The organism is Sinomonas flava (assembly GCF_039531875.1).
Lineage (GTDB): Bacteria > Actinomycetota > Actinomycetes > Actinomycetales > Micrococcaceae > Sinomonas > Sinomonas flava.
In genome coordinates this window covers 834,158-852,830 of sequence record NZ_BAAAQW010000003.1, presented here as the reverse complement: position 1 = coordinate 852,830, position 18,673 = coordinate 834,158, and the positions used below count along the sequence as shown (strand labels likewise).

The window sequence follows — 18,673 nt, the reverse complement described above, 5'->3', positions numbered from 1 at the left end:
CACAATGACTATGACTGATCCCGTCGCAGACATGCTGACGCGTCTGCGCAACGCCAACTCGGCCTACCACGACTCGGTGACCATGCCGTCGTCGAAGCTCAAGGTCCGGGTTGCTGAGATCCTGAAGGCCGAGGGCTACATCTCGGCCTACAAGGAAGAGGACGCCGAGGTCGGCAAGAAGCTGACCCTGGACCTCAAGTTCGGCCCCAACCGCGAGCGTTCGATCGCCGGTGTCCGCCGCATCTCCAAGCCGGGCCTCCGCGTGTACGCGAAGTCCACGAACCTCCCGCATGTGCTGGGCGGCCTCGGCATCGCCATCCTGTCCACGTCCTCTGGGCTCCTGACTGACCGTCAGGCCGCCAAGAAGGGCGTGGGCGGCGAAGTCCTCGCGTACGTCTGGTAAGGGAAGGAAGGAAGAAGATATGTCCCGCATTGGACGTCTCCCCATCACCGTCCCCGCCGGCGTCGAGGTCAAGATCGACGGCTCCGTGGTGACCGTGAAGGGCTCCAAGGGCGAGCTGACCCACACTGTGGCCAGCCCGATCGAGGTTTCCCTCGACGACTCGACCCTCTCGGTGACCCGCCCGAACGACGAGCGCATCGCTCGCTCGCTCCACGGCCTGACCCGCACGCTCATCTTCAACATGATCGAGGGCGTGACCAAGGGCTACGAGAAGAAGCTCGAGATCGTCGGCACCGGTTACCGTGTGCAGGCCAAGGGCTCGGACCTCGAGTTCGCGCTCGGCTACTCGCACCCGGTCACGGTGAACGCGCCCGAGGGCATCACGTTCACGGTCGAGGGCCCCACCAAGCTCTCCGTGTCCGGCATCAACAAGCAGCAGGTCGGCGAGGTCGCTGCCAACATCCGCAAGCTGCGCAAGCCCGACCCGTATAAGGGCAAGGGCATCCGCTACGCCGGCGAGGTTATCCGCCGCAAGGTCGGAAAGGCTGGTAAGTAACCATGGGTCTGGGCATCAACAAGAAGCGCGTGGCCAAGTCCAAGCAGCAGGCTCGGGCTCGTCGCCACTTCCGCCTCCGCAAGAAGATCGTCGGCTCCGCCGAGCGTCCGCGCCTCGTCGTGAACCGCTCCTCGCGCCACGTCTTCGTCCAGGTGGTCGACGACAGCAAGGGCATCACGCTGGTCTCCGCCTCCACTCTCGAGGCCGACCTCCGTTCCTTCGAGGGCGACAAGACCGCCAAGGCCAAGCGCGTGGGCGAGCTCATCGCCGAGCGTGCGAAGGCTGCTGGCATCGAGGCCGTCGTGTTCGACCGCGGTGGCAACAAGTACCACGGCCGCGTGGCTGCGATCGCGGACGGCGCACGTGAAGGTGGGCTGGCACTGTGACCGCAGACAACGCAGCGAATGCAGAGAAGGTGAACGTGACCGAGCAGAATGCAGCGGAGGCTGCTGAGACCGCTCCCGCCACCGAGGAGCGCCGCGGCGGTCGTCGTGGCGAGGGTCGCGGCCAGGGCGGCCGCGGTGACCGCGGCGGCCGTGGCGGTCGCGACAACCGCGACGCCGAGAAGAGCCAGTTCATCGAGCGCGTCGTGACCATCAACCGCGTCGCCAAGGTCGTCAAGGGCGGCCGTCGCTTCAGCTTCACCGCCCTCGTGGTGGTGGGTGACGGCAACGGCATGGTCGGCGTCGGCTACGGCAAGGCCAAGGAGGTCCCCGCGGCCATCGCCAAGGGTGTGGAGGAGGCCAAGAAGTCCTTCTTCCGCGTCCCCCGCATCGGCACCACGGTCCCGCACCGTGTGCAGGGCGAGTCCGCCGCAGGCGTGGTCATGCTGCGCCCGGCTGCCCCGGGTACCGGTGTGATCGCCGGTGGTCCGGTCCGCGCCGTCCTCGAGTGCGTCGGCATCCACGACGTGCTGTCCAAGTCCCTGGGTTCCTCGAACGCCATCAACATCGTCCACGCGACGGTCGAGGCGCTCAAGGGCCTTGAGGAGCCGCAGGCTGTGGCTGCCCGCCGTGGCCTCGCGCTGGACGAGGTCGCCCCGGCCGCGATGGTGCGCAACCTCCAGAACTCGAAGGCAGGTGCATGAGTCATGGCGAAGAACCTGGCTCCCTCCGACGCCACGTTGGAGATCACCCAGATTAAGGGCGTCATCGGCGCCAAGCAGAACCAGCGCGACACCCTTCGTTCGCTCGGCCTCAAGCGGATCGGCCACACGGTCACCCGCAAGGCCGACGCCGTGACGGTGGGCATGGTCAACACGGTTCCGCACCTCGTGAAGGTTGAGGAGGCGAAGTAATGGCAGAGAACGAGACTGAGAAGTCTTCCGCGCTGAAGGTCCACCACCTGCGTCCCGCCGCCGGCGCCAAGACCGCGAAGACCCGTGTGGGTCGCGGTGAGGGCTCCAAGGGCAAGACCGCCGGCCGTGGCACCAAGGGCACGAAGGCCCGCTACCAGGTCAAGGCCGGCTTCGCTGGCGGGCAGCTTCCGCTGCACATGCGCCTGCCGAAGCTCCGCGGCTTCAAGAACCCGTTCCGGGTCGAGTTCCAGGTCGTGAACCTGGACAAGCTCTCCGAGCTGTTCCCGGAGGGTGGCACCGTGACGGTCGAGGACCTCGTGGCCAAGGGCGCCGTTCGCAAGAACGAGCCGGTCAAGGTGCTCGGCTCGGGCGACATCACCGTCAAGGTCGATGTCACCGTGCACGCCTTCTCCGCGTCCGCCTCGGAGAAGATCGCCGCCGCCGGCGGCTCCGCGAACGTCCTCTGACCTTCGCCGGAGCGCAGCTGACGCTGTGAGACGTGAGGCCCCTGCCGCCGTCGTGAATCACCCACGACGGCGGTGGGGGCCCTTCGCGTTAAGGCGCGCGCCGAGTGCGGGAGGAGGCGGCGCACGACGGCGCCGCGGGCCTTCCGCATTCGCCGCGCCGGAGGTGCCGCTCGCCGCTCGCCCGGGCGCCGATTCACTGCTCACGGCCCCGTAACGGTAAACTCGTGAGCTGGACCCTCGACTCCGGGCCGCCATCCATGCCCTGGAGCCAATGACCCTACATTCCTCGGATGGGGAGGAGAAGCGTGCTTTCTGCGATCGGCCGGGCTGTCCGGACGCCCGACCTGCGGCGCAAGCTGCTGTTCACGCTGGGCATCATCACGATCTTCCGCCTGGGCGCCTTCATCCCCGCGCCGGGCGTCAACTACGCGAACGTGCGGCAGTGCCTATCCCCGTCGGTGACGGGCGACCAGCAGGGCATCTACCAGATGATGAACCTCTTCAGCGGCGGTGCGCTGCTGCAGGTGTCGATCTTCGCGCTCGGGATCATGCCGTACATCACGGCGAGCATCATCGTGCAGCTGCTGCGCGTGGTCATCCCGCGGTTCCAGGAGCTGTACGACGAGGGCCAGGCGGGGCAGACGAAGCTCACGCAGTACACGCGCTACCTCACGATCGCGCTCGGCCTGCTGAACGCGACGACGCTGGTCTCGCTCGTCCGCTCGGGCCAGCTGTTCCCGAACTGCCAGCTGCAGATCATCCCGGATCAGAGCATCATCACGACGATCCTCGTGATCATCACGCTCACGGCCGGCACGGGCCTGATCATGTGGCTGGGCGAGCTCGTGACGGAGAAGGGGATCGGCAACGGCATGTCGCTGCTGATCTTCACCTCGATCGCCGCGACCTTCCCGACCTCGCTCGGTCAGATCTGGTCCTCGAAGGGCCCGGGCACGTTCTTCCTCGTGATCGTCATCGGCATCATCACGATGACGCTGGTCGTGTTCGTCGAGCAGTCGCAGCGCCGCGTCCCGGTGCAGTACGCGAAGCGCATGATCGGCCGCCGGACCGTCGGCGGGACGAGCACGTACATCCCGATCAAGGTGAACATGGCGGGCGTCATCCCGGTCATCTTCGCCTCGTCGATGCTGTACCTGCCGGCCCTCGTGGCGCAGTTCAACACGCCCCACGACGGCTCGCCGATCCCCGGCTGGGTGGAGTGGATCAACAACAACCTGACCCGCGGCGACCACCCGGTGTACATGGCGATCTACTTCCTGATGATCCTCTTCTTCACATACTTCTACGTCGCGATCACCTTCAACCCCGAAGAGGTCTCCGACAATATGAAGAAGTACGGCGGCTTCATCCCCGGCATCCGTGCCGGGAAGCCCACTGCGGACTACCTGCAGTACGTACTTTCGCGCATCACTCTGCCGGGCGCCCTGTACCTGGGCATCGTGGCCCTGATCCCGCTGATCGCCCTCGTGCTCGTCAACGCGAACCAGAACTTCCCGTTCGGCGGTACGTCGATCCTCATCATGGTCGGCGTGGGCCTCGAGACCGTCAAGCAGATCGATGCTCAGCTCCAACAGCGACACTACGAAGGACTACTGCGATGACGAGAATGCTGCTCATTGGCCCGCCCGGTTCCGGCAAGGGCACCCAGGCGGAACGGATCTCCGACCGCCTCGGCATCGTCGCCATCTCGACGGGCGATATCTTCCGCTTCAACGTCAAGGAGCAGACGCCCCTCGGCATCGAGGCGAAGAAGTACATGGATGCCGGCGACTTCGTCCCGGACTCGGTGACGAACAGCATGGTGCGCGACCGCCTCGCGCAGGACGACGCCGCGAACGGCTTCCTCCTCGACGGGTACCCGCGCACCGTGGCGCAGGTTGAGTACCTGGACGAGATCCTCGCGGAGAAGGGCCAGTCCCTCGACGTGGTCCTCCAGCTCACCGCCGACGACGAGGAACTCGTGGCGCGCCTGCTGAACCGTGCCAAGGAGACGGGACGCAGCGACGACACCGAGGACGTGATCCGTCACCGCCTCGAGCTGTACCACACGCAGACGGAGGCCGTGGTCTCCAAGTACGACGAGCGCGGCACGCTGACCCGCGTCGACGGCATCGGCGCCATCGACGAGGTCACCGACCGTGTGCTCGCCGCGATCGAGACGACGGTGCGCTCCGCCTCCTAGGGGGACGCGCACGACGACGACAGGCGCCGTCCGCGGGTCACTCCCCGCGGGCGGCGCCTTGTCCTGTGGAGCGTGGGCCATCGGGCCCACTGGAGGAAGGGAGCGGCTGTGATCGGCCAGCGGAAGATCGAGTACAAGAACAACGGGCAGCTGCGCATCATGGCCCAGGCCGGCGTGCTGCTGAGCCGTGCCCTCGATGCCGCCGTGGCCGCCGCCGTGCCCGGTGCCACGACCGACGACCTCGACGCCGCCTTCGCCGCGGTCGTGGACGAGGCGGGCGCGCAGTACAACTTCCTCGGCTACCACGGCTACCCGCGCCACATCTGCGCCTCCGTGAACGACGAGGTGGTGCACGGCATCCCGGGCAGCCGCGTGCTCGCCGAGGGCGACATCATCTCGATCGACGGCGGCTGCGTGGTCCGCGGCTGGAACGCGGACTCGGCGCGGACGGTGATCGTCGGCGAGGGCGACCCCGAGGACGTGCGGCTGTCCGAGGTGACCCGCCAGGCCATGTGGCACGGGATCGCCGCCTTCGCGAAGGGCTCCTTCGTGGGGGACATCGGGGACGCGATCGACGACTTCGTCTCCGCCCAGGAGGGCGCCCCGCTGGGCATCCTCGAGGACTACGTGGGCCACGGGATCGGCTCCCAGATGCACATGGCGCCGGACGTGCTGAACTACCGCACCGGGCACCGGGGGGCGAAGATCAAGCCGGGCATGGCCCTCGCGATCGAGCCGATGCTGGTGCGCGGGTCCATCGACACCAAGGTGCTCGACGACGAGTGGACGGTCGTGACCACGGACGGCTCCCACGCCTCGCAGTGGGAGCACTCGGTCGCCCGGCACGCGGGCGGCATCTGGGTGCTCACAGCGCCCGACGGCGGGGCCTCCGAGCTCGCGCCGCTCGGCGTCACGCCTGTTCCCATCCCCGCCTGACTCCTCACCCCTTCTCGGCGACGTCCCGCTGCGCATGCGCGGCCATCCGCGCGAGGTCCACGCGGTTCGCGGCCCCGGTCTTCCGCAGCAGGCTCGAAATGTGGGAGCTGACGGTCTTCTCGCTGATCACCAGTTCCCGTGCGATCTCGCCGTAGGTCCTGCCCGCCACGACGTAGTCGAGGATGGCCGCCTCGCGGGGCGTGAGCCCGGGGAGGCGGGCAGGGCCGGCGTCGTGCGTCTGGGCGACCGGCCCGGTGGGGATCCTCGCCTGGGACGCGAGCTGGTCGAGCGCCTCGAGGACGGCCCGAGCCTGAAGCTCGGCAGCCAGGGCGAGGCCGCGGCGGAGGAACGCGCTGCCCTGTGCCCTGGAGGCGCGGCGGTGGAGCAGGAACGCCTCGGCCGTCCGGCGGCAGGCATATGCCTCTTCCCAGCGCAGCGAGGCCGCTCCGCACGCGTCCGCGGCCGCGGCCCAGGCTGCCGCGTTGTCCCGGTCTGCGCGGGCGCGGCCGAGCTCTGCGAGGTAGAGGCTGTGGAGCGCCGTGAGCACGGACAGATAGAGTTCATGGTCGCCGTGGATTTCGTGGAGCCCACGGGGGAAGCGTCTCTGGAGGTCGTCGGCGGCGCTCACGAAGCTGTCGGCGTGGCGGCCGCTGTCCCTCGCGTCCTGCGCCTGGTCGGCGAGGGCCCGCGCTGCCTGCATCACGAGCCACTCGCACATGGTGGGCGGGGGCCCCGGCCGCGTCGCTCCTGCCATGGCCGCCGCGAATGATTCCGCGGGCCGGCCGCACGCGGCGTACACCTCTGCCCGAATCGCGGCGAAGTCCAGGTTAAGGTACGCCTCGCCGTTGTCCGAAAGCTCCTCGGCCCGTGCGAGGTGGGCGAGCGCGTCGTCGTTCCGGCCCTGAAGGGCGGCGAGCCGGGCCGCGGTGAGGCGTGCCGAGACGTCGGCGATGGGCCCGGGGTCAGCGCCGAGGGTGTTCCTGAGTGCTGCAAGGGTCCGCCGCCACTCGCCGACGGCAAGCCAGCTCTCGGCCTCGATCGCAGCGAGCTTCGCCGTGTAGGCGTGCGGGGACCCGTGGGCCTCCAGCCGCCGCCGGCCCTCGGCGATGATGTCCGCGTACTCCCTGAGGAACATGGTCGGGAGCTGGGCGTTCGCGTGCCACATCACGGCGTGGATGGCGGCCCAGAAGTCCCGCGCGCTGAGGGCGTCCGCGATCGCCTCCGCGGTCAGCGCGACGGCCTCCTGGTTCCGCCCTTCGGCCAGGGCGGCCATCGCCGAGGCAGCCCGCGCGTAGGTGAGCGCGAGGGGATTCCCTGCGGCGACGGCGATGGCGAGCGCGCGCTGAGCCAGGGCGCCGCCTTGCCTCCGGTCCCTCCACATGAGGGCATGCGCGTGCTCCGAGAGCGCATAGGCATGCTGCCAGCTGCGCGGTTCCGCCTCGGCGAGCCGGACTGCCTGCGCCGCGACGGCCGGGTCGAAGAAGGCTTCCCCCGTGGACCAGCGCAGGTGCATGCGGCGGATCATGAGCTCCGCGACCGCGAGCGGGTCCGCCTGCGGGTCGAGCACAGCCAGCAGGGCGTCGACCGCCTCGAGTTCGGCGGTGAAGTCCCCTGCGTCGCGGGCGGCCGAGCGGACCGCCTCCCACAGTTCGCGTGGCGCCTCCGGGGCGCTTGGCACCCGCTCGCGGAGGGCGACGGCGCGCCGCAGCATGCGCAGCCTGTCGCTCGGGGTGATCGAGCCGTCGCCGGTACCGGCGGCCCGCAGCGCCCACCGGTAGGCTGCCTCCGTGTTCCCGGCGTAGTGGTGGTGGTCGGCGAGGGCGATGAGCCGCAGCGGCAACCGCTCGGCGTCGTGCGCCTCGGCGAGCTCCCCGTAGACCGCGGCGAAGGCGCCGTGCCAGCGCTGCCGCTCGTCCGCGGAGAGGGTCTGCACGAGCGTTTCGGCGATGAGCGGGTGGTGGAACCAGTAGGTCCCGTCGGGGGAGAGGTCGAGGATTCCCGCGGCGGCGGCCGCGCGCAGGAGGGGCACGACGGCGTCGGGCGGCACCTCGCCTGCCGCGGCCCGGCGGAGGTCCCGCACGTCCACCTCCCGGCCTCCGACGGCGAGCATCGCGGTCAGGAGCCGCGCCTGGTCCGGGAGCCCGTGCCACGACCTGAGCACGGCTGCCCGGAGGTCGGTGGGGAGGCCGGGGCCGAGGCGCCGGTCGGCTGCGGTCAGGCCGCGGGCGAGGAGGGACGTGAGGTACGGGTTGCCGGCCGAGCGGGCGAAGACCTCGGTGACCAGCGACTGGCGCGGCGGTGCTCCGAGGAGACGGGCGAGCAGGGCCTCCGTGCCCGGGCGGTCGAGCGGCTGGAGCGTGCTGACCTCGACGCCGGGGAGCCGCCGCACGTCCGCAAGCCACTCCCGCAGCGGGGAGGCCGAGTGGGCCTCGCTGAGCCGTGAGGTCGCGAGGACGGCCAGGCGGCGCTCAGCGGGCCCGGCGATGAGGTACATCAGGACGTCTAGGGTCCCCTGGTCGGCCCAGTGCAGGTCGTCGACGGCGAGGACAACGGGGCCGTCCTCGGTGAGGGCGGTGAGCCAGTCGTCGATGAGCAGCGGCATGTTCGCAAGCGACTCGCCGGAGGCCCGGTGCAGGAGCGGGACCGGCCCCCGGTCGGCCGGCGCGGACCGGAACGCCGAGCGGAGGGCGAGGTACGGGACCGCCGAGGAGCCCATGGGCAGCGCCGCGCCCTTGAGGACGTGCACGCGGCTGTCCTCGGCTGCAGACGCCGTCGCACACGCCGCCGCGACGAGGGCGGTCTTGCCCACTCCGGGGTCGCCGAGGATGAGGGCGGTGCCGGCCTGGCCCGCGCAGGCCGCGTTGATCACCCCGGCCAGCCCGGCCAGTTCCTCCGTGCGTCCCACCACGCCGGGGCCGCCGCCGCGCCCCTGTTCCGCCACGTCTCCAGCGTGCCACCGGCGTGCCCGGGCGGGCCAGATCTGAGGGTCCGGCGAGCGGATCTGAGGGGATGCTCCCGATGTGGCGCAGCGCGCCCGGGAGGACTGTTGAAGCATCACCCCAACATCTGACGGAAGGTGAGTCCGATGATCGCAGCACCCGGATCCCACATGAGGACCATCGGCATGACGGCCGCCGCCGTGGCAGCCCTCCTCCTCGCCGTTCTGGCGCCCGGGCCGGCGGGAGGGGCGACCCCGCCCGCGGTCCCCTACGACTCGTCGTTCGCCCCGCTGACCCGCATCGGCGACCAGCTGACCCGGGCAGACCAGCTCACCGGGCACGGCGCGCCGGCCCCCTTCTGGATCCCGGAGCAGCCGTAGGGGCGCCCGTCGACGCGCGACGGCGCCGCCAGCCGTGGAAGGCCGGCGGCGCCGTCGTGCGGGGTTGCCGCGGTGACGCTACTTGAGCTTCGGCTTCACGTCCCTGTCGTAGATGCCCTGGAGGGTCTTCTTGAGGTCGGACATCGTGGACTTCACGTCGCCCTGCTGGGTGACGATCTTGGCCACGGACTTCGCCATCTCCTGGTCGGCGCCGGGGAGGAACACGCGGGCGTTGTCCTGGACCCGGGTGACGGCGAGCTGGTCGATCGCGGTCTGGATCTGGGGCGTCTTGGCCAGGACCTGGGTCATGTCCGCGGACTTGCGGTTCGGCATGTAGCCGGTCGCGGCGGAGAACGCTGCGGTGTTCTCCGGCTCGCCCACGAACTTGATGAACATCGCGGCCGCGAGCTGCTGCTCCTTCGAGATGCCCGAGGGGATTCCCAGGCCGGCGCCGCCGGTCGGGCAGACGGGCTTCTCCGACTTCGGGCCGCCCGGGAGGAAGCCGACGCCCACGTTGAACTTGGCGCTGTTGAGGATGCCCACGAGCGAGCCCGTGGAGGAGATCGTGGTCGAGGCGATCCCGGCGGAGAAGTCATCCGCGGACTCCTTCGAGGAGACGCCCGCCCACTTGTCCTTGTACACCGAGTCCTGGACCCACTGCATCGCGGCGACGGCGTCGTCCGAGTCGCACGTGATGTCCCAGTCCTTGGACCAGCCGGACCCCCAGCCCCACAGGTTGTTCTGCAGCGTCCAGCCCGCGTACCCGGCGAGGGCCGGGTACATGTACGCGTACTGCGCGCCCGAGGCGGCCTTGAGCTTCGGCGCCCAGTCGGCGAACTCGGACCAGGTCTTCGGGGCGCGGTCCGGCAGCCCGGCGGCCTTGAAGTGGTCCTTGTTGTAGTAGAACAGCGGGGTCGAGCGCCCGTACGGCATGGCCCACTGCTTGTTGGCGTACTGGTAGTCCTTCACGAGGGAGTCGCGGTAGTCGCCGAGGTCGAAGTTCAGCTGCTTGATGAGCGAGTCCATCGGGATGATGTTGCCGTTGATGTAGTAGCGGAACCACCACACGTCGGAGAGCACGACGACGCCGGGCAGGCCCGAGTTCGCCGCCTGCGCAGTCTGGAACTTCTGCGCGATCTCCTCGTAGTTCGCGCCCGCGGTCACGAGGTTGACCTTGATGGTGGGGTTCGCTGCCTGGAACTTGTCGACGAGCTGCTTCTCGACGTCCTGCGACTTGCCGGGGTGGCTGGTCCAGAAGTCGATGGAGGCGGCGGGCTTGACGTCCTTGAAGTCGAGGTCCGCGGCGGCGGAGGACGCCGATCCGCCGGAGGTGTCCGGGCCGCCGCAGGCGGCGAGGGCCGCGGCGCCGGTCCCTGCGCCGACGAGCGCGAGGAAGTGACGGCGATCGAGTCGGAATGCCATGGTCTGCCTTTCGTGGGTGGGTGCTGGAGTGGGGAAGGAGGCGGCCGACGGCGGGTGCGCGCCCGCCGTCGTGCGTCACCCGGTGACGCTGCCCTGGGTGAGTCCGGCCACGATGTAGCGCTGCAGCATCGCGAAGACCACGAGGACGGGGATGATCACGAGGACCGCGCCGGCCATGAGCATGCCCCACGCCCCGCCCCCGCTCTCGGAGTTCTGCAGGAGGGTCAGGCCGACCGGGAGGGTCATGACCTCCGGGCGGTCGGTGATGATGAGCGGCCAGATGTAGTCGTTCCACTCGGAGACGATCGTCACGAGCGCCACGGTGGCGATCGAGGGCACCGAGACGGGCACCACGATCTGCCAGAGCCGCTTCCAGTGCCCGGCCCCGTCGATCTCCGCGGCCTCGAGGATCGAGGCCGGGAGCGTCATGAAGTGCTGGCGCAGGAGGAACGTGCCGAAGGCCGTGCCGAGGCCCGGGAGGATGATGCCCCACAGGGTGTTCTTGCCGCCGATCCCTGCGACGAGGATGTAGTTCGGCAGGATGGAGACCTGCGGGGGCACCATGAGCGCCACGAGGATCAGGATGAAGATCAGGTTCTTGAACGGGAAGCGCACGAACACCAGCGCGTAGGCGGTCATGATCGCCAGCGTCACCTTGACCGTGGCCCCGGCAGCCGTGACGATGGCCGAGTTCAGGAAGAACCGCCCGAACGGGACAGTGGTCATGGCGTCGCGGTAGTTGTCCAGGTTGAGGGACTGGGGGAGGACCTGCAGCTCGGTCGTGACGATCTCACCGGGGGTCTTGAACGAGCTCAGCACCATCCACAGCAGGGGCAGAGCCACGATCAGGGTGGCGATGATGAGCGGGAGGTACCCGCCCGCGATCGTGCGGACGAGGTTCTGCCTCGAGAACGGCCGCTCCCTCAGCGGCTCGCCGGCGTGCTCAGCGACGGGGGCGGGTGCGGGGGCGGTCACGCGTAGTGCACCTTCCTCTCGACGAAGCGGAGCTGCACGACCGTGATCACGAGCAGGATCACGAAGAGCACCACCGAGATGGCCGCGGAGTAGCCTGCGCGGTTGTACGAGCCGAAGGCCTGCAGGTAGGCCTCGTAGATGAGGGTGCTCGTGCCGGTGCCGAGGGGGGTCATGATCCGGATGAGGTCGAACGCCTGGAGGCTCGACAGGATCGTGGTGATGAGCAGGAAGAACGTCGTGGGGGAGAGCAGCGGGAGGCTGATGCTCCAGAAGCGGCGGGCGGACCCGGCGCCGTCGATCGCGGCGGCCTCCATGATGTCGCTCGGAAGGGACTGCAGCCCCGCGAGGTACACCACCGCGCAGTAGCCCAGGTTCTTCCAGACGTAGACGAGGATCACCATGGTCAGCGCGAGCTGTGGGTCGTTGAACCACTCGGGGCTGCGCGCCCCGAAGCTGCGCAGGATCCAGGACAGCGCGCCGTACCCGGGGTCGAAGATGAACATCCAGACCAGGCCCACGCCGACGCCGGAGAGCACGTAGGGCGCGAACACGGCCGAGCGGGCGAATGTGGTGCCGCGCACCCTCGCATTGAGCGCGAGGGCAACGAGGAGGCCCAGCACCATGGACAGCCCCACGGTCAGGACCGTGAAGATTGCGGTGGTGCCGAGCACGCGCGCGGCGTCGTCGCTGCCGAAGAACGTCGCGTAGTTGTCGAAGCCGATGTTCCGGGCCCTCGGCGAGCCGAGGGTCCAGTCGAGGAACGAGTACTGGAGGTTCGCGAACAGGGGCCGGTAGGTGAACACGGCGATGAGGGCCAGGTTCGGCAGCGCGAAGGCGAGGAAGACGAAGAAGTCGCGGCGGGTGCGTCCGGAGAAGTGGGTGCGCTTGGCCGGCGGCGACGTGGGTGCTGCGCCCTTGCGGCGGCGCTCCGCGGTGAGGTCGCTCATTGTCGTATCCTGCGACCGGAATGAGTCGTTGACAAGCTTTTCCTTCATGGTTCTCGGGGCTGGTGCGGAATTCCCCCCGCCGAGTAGTGGACCACGCCCGGCTTGGGTGGACTGACCACGGTGGCCGGTTCTGCCGGTTAATTCCGCCGGACGTATCCAAGAGTTCACGCTGAGTTCGCGCGGGGCCGGTTCAGCCCTGTGCGGCGGGCTGTTGAGCAGAGTCGGAGGGGAGGCGTTGAATGGCCCCATGGGTTCCCTCCTTGATGTACCTGGCATCCGCGTGGGCCACGCCCAGCGCGTCGGCGACGGATGGCTCACCGGGGTGACCGCCGTCGTGCTTCCGCCCGGCAGCGCGGGCGGGGTGGACGTACGGGGCGGTGGCCCCGGCACTACCGAGACCGATGCCCTCGACCCCTCGACCCTCGTCCAGACCGTTGACGCGATCGCGCTCTGCGGCGGAAGCGCGTACGGGCTCGCCGCCGCGACCGGCGTCCAGCTGTGGCTCGAGTCGCAGGGGCAGGGGCACCCGGTGATGGGCGGGGTGGTCCCGATCGTGCCGGGGGCCGTCATCTTCGACCTCGGGCGCGGCGGGGACTTCTCAGCCCGGCCCGACACCGCGATGGGGTTCGCTGCCGCGGCCGCCGCTGTCGGGCCCGCGGACGCGGACGACGCCGGCCTCCGCGGCTGCGTCGGTGCCGGCACCGGGGCGGTGCTCGGCAGGATGCAGTACAAGGGAGGCGTCGGCATGGCGTCCGTGCGGGTGCCCGGCGGCCCCGTGCCCGGGCCGCCCGGGATGCCCGAGGTGTCGCTGCCGGAGGGCATCGTGGTGGGGGCGCTCGCGGTGGTGAATGCCGCCGGCCTGCCGGTGTTCCCCGGCGCCCAGGCTACGGCCGTCGCCGAGGAGGCGAGCGCGGCGGCCAAGGTCCGGCCGGCGGGGCCCGGGGGGCCTGGCGGCGGAGGCGGCGCTGGAGGCGGGCTGAACACGACCCTCGTGGTGGTCGCGACGAACGCCGCGCTGACGCCCGCCGAGTGCCAGCGGCTTGCGACGGCCTCACACGCCGGTCTAGCCCGGGCGCTCGACCCGAGCCACACCCTCGTGGACGGGGACACGGTCTTCGCCGTCTCGACGCGGGAGATCGCCGCCGACCGTTCGAGCGACCAGGCGCGGGTCTCCCTCATGATGGCCGTGCAGATCGCCGCGGCGGAGGCGACCCGGGAGGCCATCCTTGACGGCGTCCTCGCGGCGACCCCCGTCACGACCCCCTTCGGCAGCTGGGCCCCCTACCCGACCCCCTGATCCGCCGAGATCACCCCGTGTGGCGCCGAGGTCACCGCGTGTGCCGCCGAGGTCACCCCGTGTGGGGCCGAGGTCACCGCGTGTGGGGCCGAGGTCACCGCGTGTGCCGCCGAGGTCACCGCGTGTGCCGCCGAGGTCACCCCGTGTGGGGCCGAGGTCACCGCGTGTGGGGCCGAGGTCACCGCGTGTGCCGCCGAGGTCACCGCGTGTGCCGCCGAGGTCACCGCGTGTGGGGGTCGAGACCCGCGGGAGGCGTACTGATTTCCCCAGCTCTTGGGGCCACCTGCGCGCTCGGCAGGTTCCGAGCCCACGGATCGCGCGGGTCGGAAGCTGAAACTGGGGATGAACGCCTCAGAAGGTGGGGAGGAACGCCCGCCTCAGAGGAGCCTCCCTCAGAGGAGCCTCCCTCAAAGGAACGCCCGCCTCAGAGGACCGGCGGTCCGCCCAGAGAACGCCGAGCGGCCACGACAGCCTTTACGCGCTCGACCATCTCGCCCGGACGGTGGACGACATCGGCGTAGCCGAAACGCACGACGGGCAGACCGAGAGCCTGGGCGCGGGCATCCCGCGCGTAGTCCTCGTACCGTCTGGCGGGCTTCTGGTGCTCTTTCCCGTCGGTCTCGACAGCGACGCATTCCTCGACGAGGTGGTCCACCCACCCCACCCCCTTCACCTGGACCTGCGGCCGCACCCGCAGCCCGGCCCTTCGCAGGTGGGTTCGGGCCAGTGTCTCGACAAGGGAATCGGCTCCCGTGTCGATGAGATCCAGAACGGCGCGGGCCCGCCCGTTGCGACGCCCCGGGAGGTGGGCCCGGAGGAAGTCCTTCGACAGCCCCTTCTGCACAGCGGACTCGGCGATGACCAGCGCCTCGAGTTCAGGCAGGCAGGAGAGCGCGTGCAGCACCACGTCGGCCAGGGAGGCGAACCGGCTCCCAGGATCAGCGGTGACCCAGGACTGCCGGTGCACCACGGCCCGCTCGGACATGAGCCGCCCGTCCGTCCGGAGCAGATGCACCCGCTCAGGCCTCTGCAGAACCCAGAGGCCGTGGCCCTCCGCTGCGGAGACACAGGTCAGGAGGGAATTGGTCGTCAGGCATCGCACGAGCAGCGGATCGGCTCCGGGAAGCACGACGACGCCCCTCGCCGGCCGCTCGATCGCCCCCTTCGCGATGGCCGCCTGCAATTGACGCCGACTGATCCCCGCCGCGAAGAGCTCCCCCGTGCGGGCAGCACCGTTCCTCGCGCTCAGTTCTTGGGTCACATCGGCCATGCCTCATCGTGGCCAGCACTGACCTGGGACTGAAGCTCCGGCTTCTCCTGTGTGGACGGTGGGCCTCAAGTAACCACCTGTGGAGGAGCAATCGGGGTCGTCCACGTGAGCAGCAGTCCCCGTCTGGCAGCGCCGACTCCCGAACCGTCCTCCCCAGTTCTTGACGCCCCGGCCGGCTAGAGCCGACGGCAGCCCCAGTGCCCGGGCGGGTTGCGGCTGAAAGCCGGGGAGGAACGGCCCGAAAGCTGGGGACGACCGCCCGCGCCGCGTGAGGCGGGGGCTAGGCAGCCCCGGTCGCCCGAGTCAGCGTCCCTCGTCTCCCGCCCGGCCGCCCGCGTCCAGATCCTCGCCGATCGCATCCACCATGGCGTCCTCATCGGGCACCACACCGTGGTTGATGAAGATCCCGCCGAACTTCCGGATCAAAGCCCTGTAGACGTCGACCCGGCGCTGGTCCACCTCCGGGATCGGCGCCGAGCCGTACGTGAACACGAGCTGCGAGCTGGGGTTGAGGAACAGGGTCATGCCCTTGCCCTCCCGGCCGGCGGCGATCCACATCGACTTCCCGTCCAGGAGGTGTTCGAGGACGGCCCCCTGCACCTGCCTGAGTTCGACGTCATCGATGGCGTCGAGGGTGAAGCCCAGCCCGTACTCGATCGATCCCATGATTCCCCGCTTCGTCTCCGGTGTGGCCCGGCCCATACTACGGAGGAGCCAGCGCCCCTACTAGGTCTGGAGCAGGCTCGCGGACCGCTCCACGTACGCGTGCTTCTCGTCCCGACCGAGCGAGTACGGCGTGCCCACGAGCGCGTCGCGCAGCATGTCGGCGAACTTGCCGTATCCGGCGTCGCTGTAGGTCTTGCCGGGGACGTGCTGGCGCACGAGGGAGCCCGCGGTGGCAAGGGACAACCGCGTCGCCGCATCTACGGCGGCGGACAGCGGGCCGTTGAGGAAGAGCCGGCGGATGGCTCGGAGATATGCGCCGCGTTCGGCGGACGACGGCGGCACGGTCGCCTTCGCGGGCACCGCCGCCGCCTTCGGATGGGGTGCTTCAGCGACCGGTGGTTGCGCCTGAGGTGCCGCGGCTGCGGGGGTGGCTTCGGGAGTCTTGGCTGGCGCGGGACGATGGACTGTCAGCCCGCAGTGCTGCTCCACGAAGTTGCCGAGGGTCGCCGACCCGAAGTCCTTGAACGTCGTTTCGGGCCACTTCTGCCGGAGGTGCACGCCCAGAGGGCCGGCGTTGACGGCCTTCCCGACGCGCATGCCCGGGTTGGCCTTCACGACCGCCTTGATCTCGTCGCGGTACTGGGCGAGGGTCGGAGCAGCCGGCTTGCTCGGGCGGGTTGGGGACGCCGACGGCGCGACCTCGAGAACGTGGTACTCGTCCGCTGCGGAGGCCAGCAGGTGGTTCACGGTCCCGGCCGCAGCGTGGTTCGTCGACGCCACGATGACGCGCTTGTCGAGTTGGCGCAGCCGCCGGACCAGCGGCACGAACCCGCCGTCGCCGCTCACGATCACGAAGGTCCCGGTCCACGGCCTGTCCTGCGCCTCGGCCAGGACGTCGACGCACATTTGGATGTCGGCCGCGTTCTTGACGCTCTTCGTGAAGGAGAAGACCTGTACGGCTTCGATGCCGTGGGCAAGCAGGTCGTCCTCATAGGCGCGCATCGCGGGCTGGGCCCAATTCGCGTAGGCGCGTACCGTCGTCGTGCGTGAGACGCCGCCCGGCGGGCTGATCACCGCGGTCAGCTGCTCCATGATGGCGGCGAGGGGCACGGACCCCACGTCCTTCGCGTACCCTCCGAAGAGGTTCTCCAGATCGATGAAGACGGCCACGTTCCTCGGTGGCAGAGATCCAGTGCCCATCGAGTTCCCCCTGTATGACGCGCGTAGGCACACGGTAGTCTCCCCGCGCCCCCCGCGGCCGGCCCACCGAGGGCACCGTGTACCATGGGCGGATTTAACTTCCGGCCCGCACTGGCGTACAGTTGTGTGTTGGCTGTCGGCCCAGCTATGCCCTTTTGAGGGCTGGGGCCGGTCCAGTCGTCAACCATACACGTCCGCCGGGGGCCCAGCGCGCCCAGCGGCACTGACAGTTAGCGGAGGCTATGGCCAAGAAGGACGGTGTCATCGAGATCGAGGGCGTCGTGACTGAAGCGCTGCCCAACGCGATGTTCCGCGTTGAGCTGACGAACAAGCACGTCGTACTCGCTCATATCTCTGGGAAGATGCGCCAGCACTACATCCGCATCCTCCCTGAGGATCGCGTGGTGGTGGAACTCAGCCCGTACGACCTGACCCGCGGCCGGATCGTCTACCGCTACAAGTAAGCAGCGCGCCCGGGGGCACCCGGGCGTTCATGCTGACCACCTGCTATCAACACGCAAAGGAACGCCATGAAGGTCAAGCCGAGCGTCAAGCAGATCTGCGACAAGTGCAAGGTGATCCGCCGTAACGGCCGGGTCATGGTGATCTGCGAGAACCCGCGCCACAAGCAGCGCCAGGGCTGATTCCCCCGGGACGGGACCCCGTAACGAACGGGACGGGACCCCGCAACGAGGATCAGGCCGGGCGACGCCCACGCAACAACTGAAGAAGGCAGCACAAGCTGCGCTGGGACGACATACAGGGCCCGGACAGCTAACCCCCGGCCCGGAGGCTGGGGCCGCTACAGCAAGAGCGGGTGTACTGCCTACCACCTCCGGAATACACAAGGAGAACCGCCACTATGGCTCGTCTCGCTGGCGTTGACATTCCCCGCGAAAAGCGGCTGGAAATCGCGCTTACCTACATCTACGGCGTGGGCCGCACCCGTGCGAAGGAGACGCTCGCTGCCACTGGCATCAGCGCCGACGTTCGTGTGAAGGACCTGACGGACGCCGAGCTGGTCCAGCTCCGCGACTACATCGAGGGCAACTACAAGGTTGAGGGTGACCTCCGCCGCGAGGTGGCCGCCGACATCCGCCGCAAGGTCGAGATCGGCAGCTACGAGGGTCTTCGCCACCGCAGGGGCCTCCCGGTCCGCGGTCAGCGCACCAAGACCAACGCTCGTACCCGCAAGGGTCCGAAGCGCACCGTCGCCGGCAAGAAGAAGGCCGGCCGCTGATAGCGGCCAGGTCACCCAGGACTTAGGTAGGAGATAGCACATGCCCCCAAAGACTCGTGCGACGTCGGTCCGCAAGCCGCGCCGCAAGGACAAGAAGAACATCGCGCTCGGTCAGGCGCACATCAAGAGCACCTTCAACAACACCATCGTGTCCATCACGGACCCGTCCGGTGCTGTGATCTCGTGGGCTTCCGCCGGTGAGGTCGGCTTCAAGGGCTCCCGCAAGTCCACCCCGTACGCCGCGCAGCAGGCCGCCGAGTCCGCCGCGAAGCGTGCCCAGGAGCACGGCCTCCGCAAGGTCGACGTGTTCGTGAAGGGTCCGGGCTCCGGCCGCGAGACCGCGATCCGCGCCCTGCAGGCCGCTGGCCTCGAGGTCGGGTCCATCCAGGACGTCACCCCGTCCGCCCACAACGGCTGCCGCCCGCCGAAGCGCCGCCGCGTCTAACAAGGTTGCCGGGGCCGGCGTGCCCGCCCG

General features: G+C 69.5%; 22 protein-coding genes. 15 read left to right on the top strand and 7 right to left on the bottom strand.

Annotated features, from left to right (window positions below; genetic code table 11):
- Positions 1 to 4: 4 nt before the first annotated feature.
- From rpsH to map, 9 genes are all read left to right on the top strand, one after another.
- Positions 5 to 403, top strand: coding sequence for a 30S ribosomal protein S8 (gene rpsH, locus ABD298_RS06605; protein ID WP_208709933.1), 399 nt, complete (start codon positions 5 to 7; stop codon positions 401 to 403).
- Between the two features lie 19 nt (positions 404 to 422).
- The gene (rplF, locus tag ABD298_RS06600) at positions 423 to 959 is read left to right on the top strand and encodes a 50S ribosomal protein L6 (protein ID WP_208709931.1); all 537 of its coding nucleotides are present in this window, start codon (positions 423 to 425) and stop codon (positions 957 to 959) included.
- A gap of 2 nt (positions 960 to 961) precedes the next feature.
- The gene (gene rplR, locus ABD298_RS06595) at positions 962 to 1,345 is read left to right on the top strand and encodes a 50S ribosomal protein L18 (RefSeq protein ID WP_208709929.1); all 384 of its coding nucleotides are present in this window, start codon (positions 962 to 964) and stop codon (positions 1,343 to 1,345) included.
- Between the two features lie 35 nt (positions 1,346 to 1,380).
- Positions 1,381 to 2,046: a 30S ribosomal protein S5 gene (rpsE, locus tag ABD298_RS06590; protein ID WP_344298841.1), complete on the top strand. Its 666-nt coding sequence runs from the start codon at positions 1,381 to 1,383 to the stop codon at positions 2,044 to 2,046.
- 3 nt (positions 2,047 to 2,049) lie between these two features.
- Positions 2,050 to 2,256 (top strand): 50S ribosomal protein L30, encoded by a 207-nt coding sequence (gene rpmD / locus ABD298_RS06585; RefSeq protein WP_208709925.1) that lies wholly within the window; start codon positions 2,050 to 2,052, stop codon positions 2,254 to 2,256.
- Complete coding sequence (rplO, locus tag ABD298_RS06580; RefSeq protein WP_208709923.1) at positions 2,256 to 2,723, top strand: 50S ribosomal protein L15; 468 nt, start codon at positions 2,256 to 2,258, stop codon at positions 2,721 to 2,723. The genes rpmD and rplO overlap by 1 nt, the downstream gene beginning before the upstream one ends.
- A 305-nt stretch (positions 2,724 to 3,028) precedes the next feature.
- Positions 3,029 to 4,345, top strand: coding sequence for a preprotein translocase subunit SecY (secY, locus tag ABD298_RS06575; RefSeq protein WP_208709922.1), 1,317 nt, complete (start codon positions 3,029 to 3,031; stop codon positions 4,343 to 4,345).
- A gap of 5 nt (positions 4,346 to 4,350) precedes the next feature.
- A complete protein-coding gene (locus tag ABD298_RS06570) occupies positions 4,351 to 4,926 on the top strand; it encodes an adenylate kinase (RefSeq protein ID WP_208713057.1) in 576 nt (191 codons plus the stop codon).
- A gap of 108 nt (positions 4,927 to 5,034) precedes the next feature.
- Complete coding sequence (gene map, locus ABD298_RS06565) at positions 5,035 to 5,862, top strand: type I methionyl aminopeptidase (protein WP_344298838.1); 828 nt, start codon at positions 5,035 to 5,037, stop codon at positions 5,860 to 5,862.
- Positions 5,863 to 5,866: 4 nt separating this feature from the next.
- Here the strand turns inward: map and ABD298_RS06560 are convergent, their stop codons facing one another.
- A complete protein-coding gene (locus ABD298_RS06560) occupies positions 5,867 to 8,803 on the bottom strand; it encodes an AAA family ATPase (RefSeq protein WP_344298837.1) in 2,937 nt (978 codons plus the stop codon).
- A gap of 144 nt (positions 8,804 to 8,947) precedes the next feature.
- Here ABD298_RS06560 and ABD298_RS06555 point away from each other — a divergent pair, with 144 nt between their 5' ends.
- A complete protein-coding gene (locus tag ABD298_RS06555; protein WP_344298836.1) occupies positions 8,948 to 9,181 on the top strand; it encodes a hypothetical protein in 234 nt (77 codons plus the stop codon).
- A gap of 78 nt (positions 9,182 to 9,259) precedes the next feature.
- Here the strand turns inward: ABD298_RS06555 and ABD298_RS06550 are convergent, their stop codons facing one another.
- The 3 genes from ABD298_RS06550 to ABD298_RS06540 all read right to left on the bottom strand — a co-directional run bounded on the left by ABD298_RS06550 (position 9,260) and on the right by ABD298_RS06540 (position 12,525).
- Entirely contained in the window at positions 9,260 to 10,603 is a 1,344-nt protein-coding gene (locus ABD298_RS06550) for an ABC transporter substrate-binding protein (RefSeq protein ID WP_344298835.1), read from the bottom strand.
- A 75-nt stretch (positions 10,604 to 10,678) separates the two neighbouring features.
- On the bottom strand, positions 10,679 to 11,578 hold the full coding sequence (locus tag ABD298_RS06545) for a carbohydrate ABC transporter permease (RefSeq protein ID WP_344298834.1): 900 nt from the start codon (positions 11,576 to 11,578) through the stop codon (positions 10,679 to 10,681).
- Complete coding sequence (locus ABD298_RS06540) at positions 11,575 to 12,525, bottom strand: carbohydrate ABC transporter permease (protein ID WP_344298833.1); 951 nt, start codon at positions 12,523 to 12,525, stop codon at positions 11,575 to 11,577. The genes ABD298_RS06545 and ABD298_RS06540 overlap by 4 nt, the downstream gene beginning before the upstream one ends.
- Before the next feature lie 247 nt (positions 12,526 to 12,772).
- On the opposite strand from ABD298_RS06540, the gene ABD298_RS06535 reads away from it, so the two are divergent.
- Positions 12,773 to 13,822 carry a P1 family peptidase gene (locus ABD298_RS06535; protein ID WP_344298832.1) on the top strand — a complete coding sequence of 350 codons (1,050 nt, stop codon included), beginning with the start codon at positions 12,773 to 12,775 and terminating at the stop codon, positions 13,820 to 13,822.
- 424 nt (positions 13,823 to 14,246) lie between these two features.
- On the opposite strand, the gene ABD298_RS06530 is transcribed toward ABD298_RS06535, so the two are convergent.
- The 3 genes from ABD298_RS06530 to ABD298_RS06520 form a co-directional block, all read right to left on the bottom strand.
- Complete coding sequence (locus tag ABD298_RS06530) at positions 14,247 to 15,092, bottom strand: type IV toxin-antitoxin system AbiEi family antitoxin domain-containing protein (protein ID WP_344298831.1); 846 nt, start codon at positions 15,090 to 15,092, stop codon at positions 14,247 to 14,249.
- Positions 15,093 to 15,395: 303 nt separating this feature from the next.
- Positions 15,396 to 15,758 carry a hypothetical protein gene (locus ABD298_RS06525; protein ID WP_344298830.1) on the bottom strand — a complete coding sequence of 121 codons (363 nt, stop codon included), beginning with the start codon at positions 15,756 to 15,758 and terminating at the stop codon, positions 15,396 to 15,398.
- Positions 15,759 to 15,818: 60 nt separating this feature from the next.
- Positions 15,819 to 16,928 carry an NYN domain-containing protein gene (locus tag ABD298_RS06520; RefSeq protein WP_344298829.1) on the bottom strand — a complete coding sequence of 370 codons (1,110 nt, stop codon included), beginning with the start codon at positions 16,926 to 16,928 and terminating at the stop codon, positions 15,819 to 15,821.
- A 272-nt stretch (positions 16,929 to 17,200) separates the two neighbouring features.
- On the opposite strand from ABD298_RS06520, the gene infA reads away from it, so the two are divergent.
- The 4 genes from infA to rpsK all read left to right on the top strand — a co-directional run bounded on the left by infA (position 17,201) and on the right by rpsK (position 18,643).
- Complete coding sequence (gene infA / locus ABD298_RS06515; RefSeq protein WP_011775571.1) at positions 17,201 to 17,422, top strand: translation initiation factor IF-1; 222 nt, start codon at positions 17,201 to 17,203, stop codon at positions 17,420 to 17,422.
- A gap of 66 nt (positions 17,423 to 17,488) precedes the next feature.
- Positions 17,489 to 17,602: a 50S ribosomal protein L36 gene (gene rpmJ, locus ABD298_RS06510; protein ID WP_011775570.1), complete on the top strand. Its 114-nt coding sequence runs from the start codon at positions 17,489 to 17,491 to the stop codon at positions 17,600 to 17,602.
- Between the two features lie 218 nt (positions 17,603 to 17,820).
- Positions 17,821 to 18,198, top strand: a complete 378-nt coding sequence (rpsM, locus tag ABD298_RS06505) for a 30S ribosomal protein S13 (protein WP_066499470.1) — start codon at positions 17,821 to 17,823, stop codon at positions 18,196 to 18,198.
- Positions 18,199 to 18,238: 40 nt separating this feature from the next.
- Positions 18,239 to 18,643, top strand: coding sequence for a 30S ribosomal protein S11 (rpsK, locus tag ABD298_RS06500; protein ID WP_043120112.1), 405 nt, complete (start codon positions 18,239 to 18,241; stop codon positions 18,641 to 18,643).
- Positions 18,644 to 18,673: the final 30 nt, after the last annotated feature.

Excerpts from the sequence above, each read along its gene's own strand:
- rpsH (WP_208709933.1), top strand. The coding sequence starts at position 5 with ATGACTATGACTGATCCCGTCGCAGACATGCTGACGCGTCTGCGCAAC.
- rplF (WP_208709931.1), top strand. The coding sequence starts at position 423 with ATGTCCCGCATTGGACGTCTCCCCATCACCGTCCCCGCCGGCGTCGAG.
- rplR (WP_208709929.1), top strand. The coding sequence starts at position 962 with ATGGGTCTGGGCATCAACAAGAAGCGCGTGGCCAAGTCCAAGCAGCAG.
- rpmD (WP_208709925.1), top strand. The coding sequence starts at position 2,050 with ATGGCGAAGAACCTGGCTCCCTCCGACGCCACGTTGGAGATCACCCAG.
- rplO (WP_208709923.1), top strand. The coding sequence starts at position 2,256 with ATGGCAGAGAACGAGACTGAGAAGTCTTCCGCGCTGAAGGTCCACCAC.
- ABD298_RS06570 (WP_208713057.1), top strand. The coding sequence starts at position 4,351 with ATGCTGCTCATTGGCCCGCCCGGTTCCGGCAAGGGCACCCAGGCGGAA.
- ABD298_RS06555 (WP_344298836.1), top strand. The coding sequence starts at position 8,948 with ATGATCGCAGCACCCGGATCCCACATGAGGACCATCGGCATGACGGCC.
- ABD298_RS06550 (WP_344298835.1), bottom strand. The coding sequence starts at position 10,603 with ATGGCATTCCGACTCGATCGCCGTCACTTCCTCGCGCTCGTCGGCGCA.
- ABD298_RS06540 (WP_344298833.1), bottom strand. The coding sequence starts at position 12,525 with ATGAGCGACCTCACCGCGGAGCGCCGCCGCAAGGGCGCAGCACCCACG.
- ABD298_RS06535 (WP_344298832.1), top strand. The coding sequence starts at position 12,773 with ATGGGTTCCCTCCTTGATGTACCTGGCATCCGCGTGGGCCACGCCCAG.
- ABD298_RS06530 (WP_344298831.1), bottom strand. The coding sequence starts at position 15,092 with ATGGCCGATGTGACCCAAGAACTGAGCGCGAGGAACGGTGCTGCCCGC.
- ABD298_RS06525 (WP_344298830.1), bottom strand. The coding sequence starts at position 15,758 with ATGGGATCGATCGAGTACGGGCTGGGCTTCACCCTCGACGCCATCGAT.
- infA (WP_011775571.1), top strand. The coding sequence starts at position 17,201 with ATGGCCAAGAAGGACGGTGTCATCGAGATCGAGGGCGTCGTGACTGAA.
- rpmJ (WP_011775570.1), top strand. The coding sequence starts at position 17,489 with ATGAAGGTCAAGCCGAGCGTCAAGCAGATCTGCGACAAGTGCAAGGTG.
- rpsM (WP_066499470.1), top strand. The coding sequence starts at position 17,821 with ATGGCTCGTCTCGCTGGCGTTGACATTCCCCGCGAAAAGCGGCTGGAA.
- rpsK (WP_043120112.1), top strand. The coding sequence starts at position 18,239 with ATGCCCCCAAAGACTCGTGCGACGTCGGTCCGCAAGCCGCGCCGCAAG.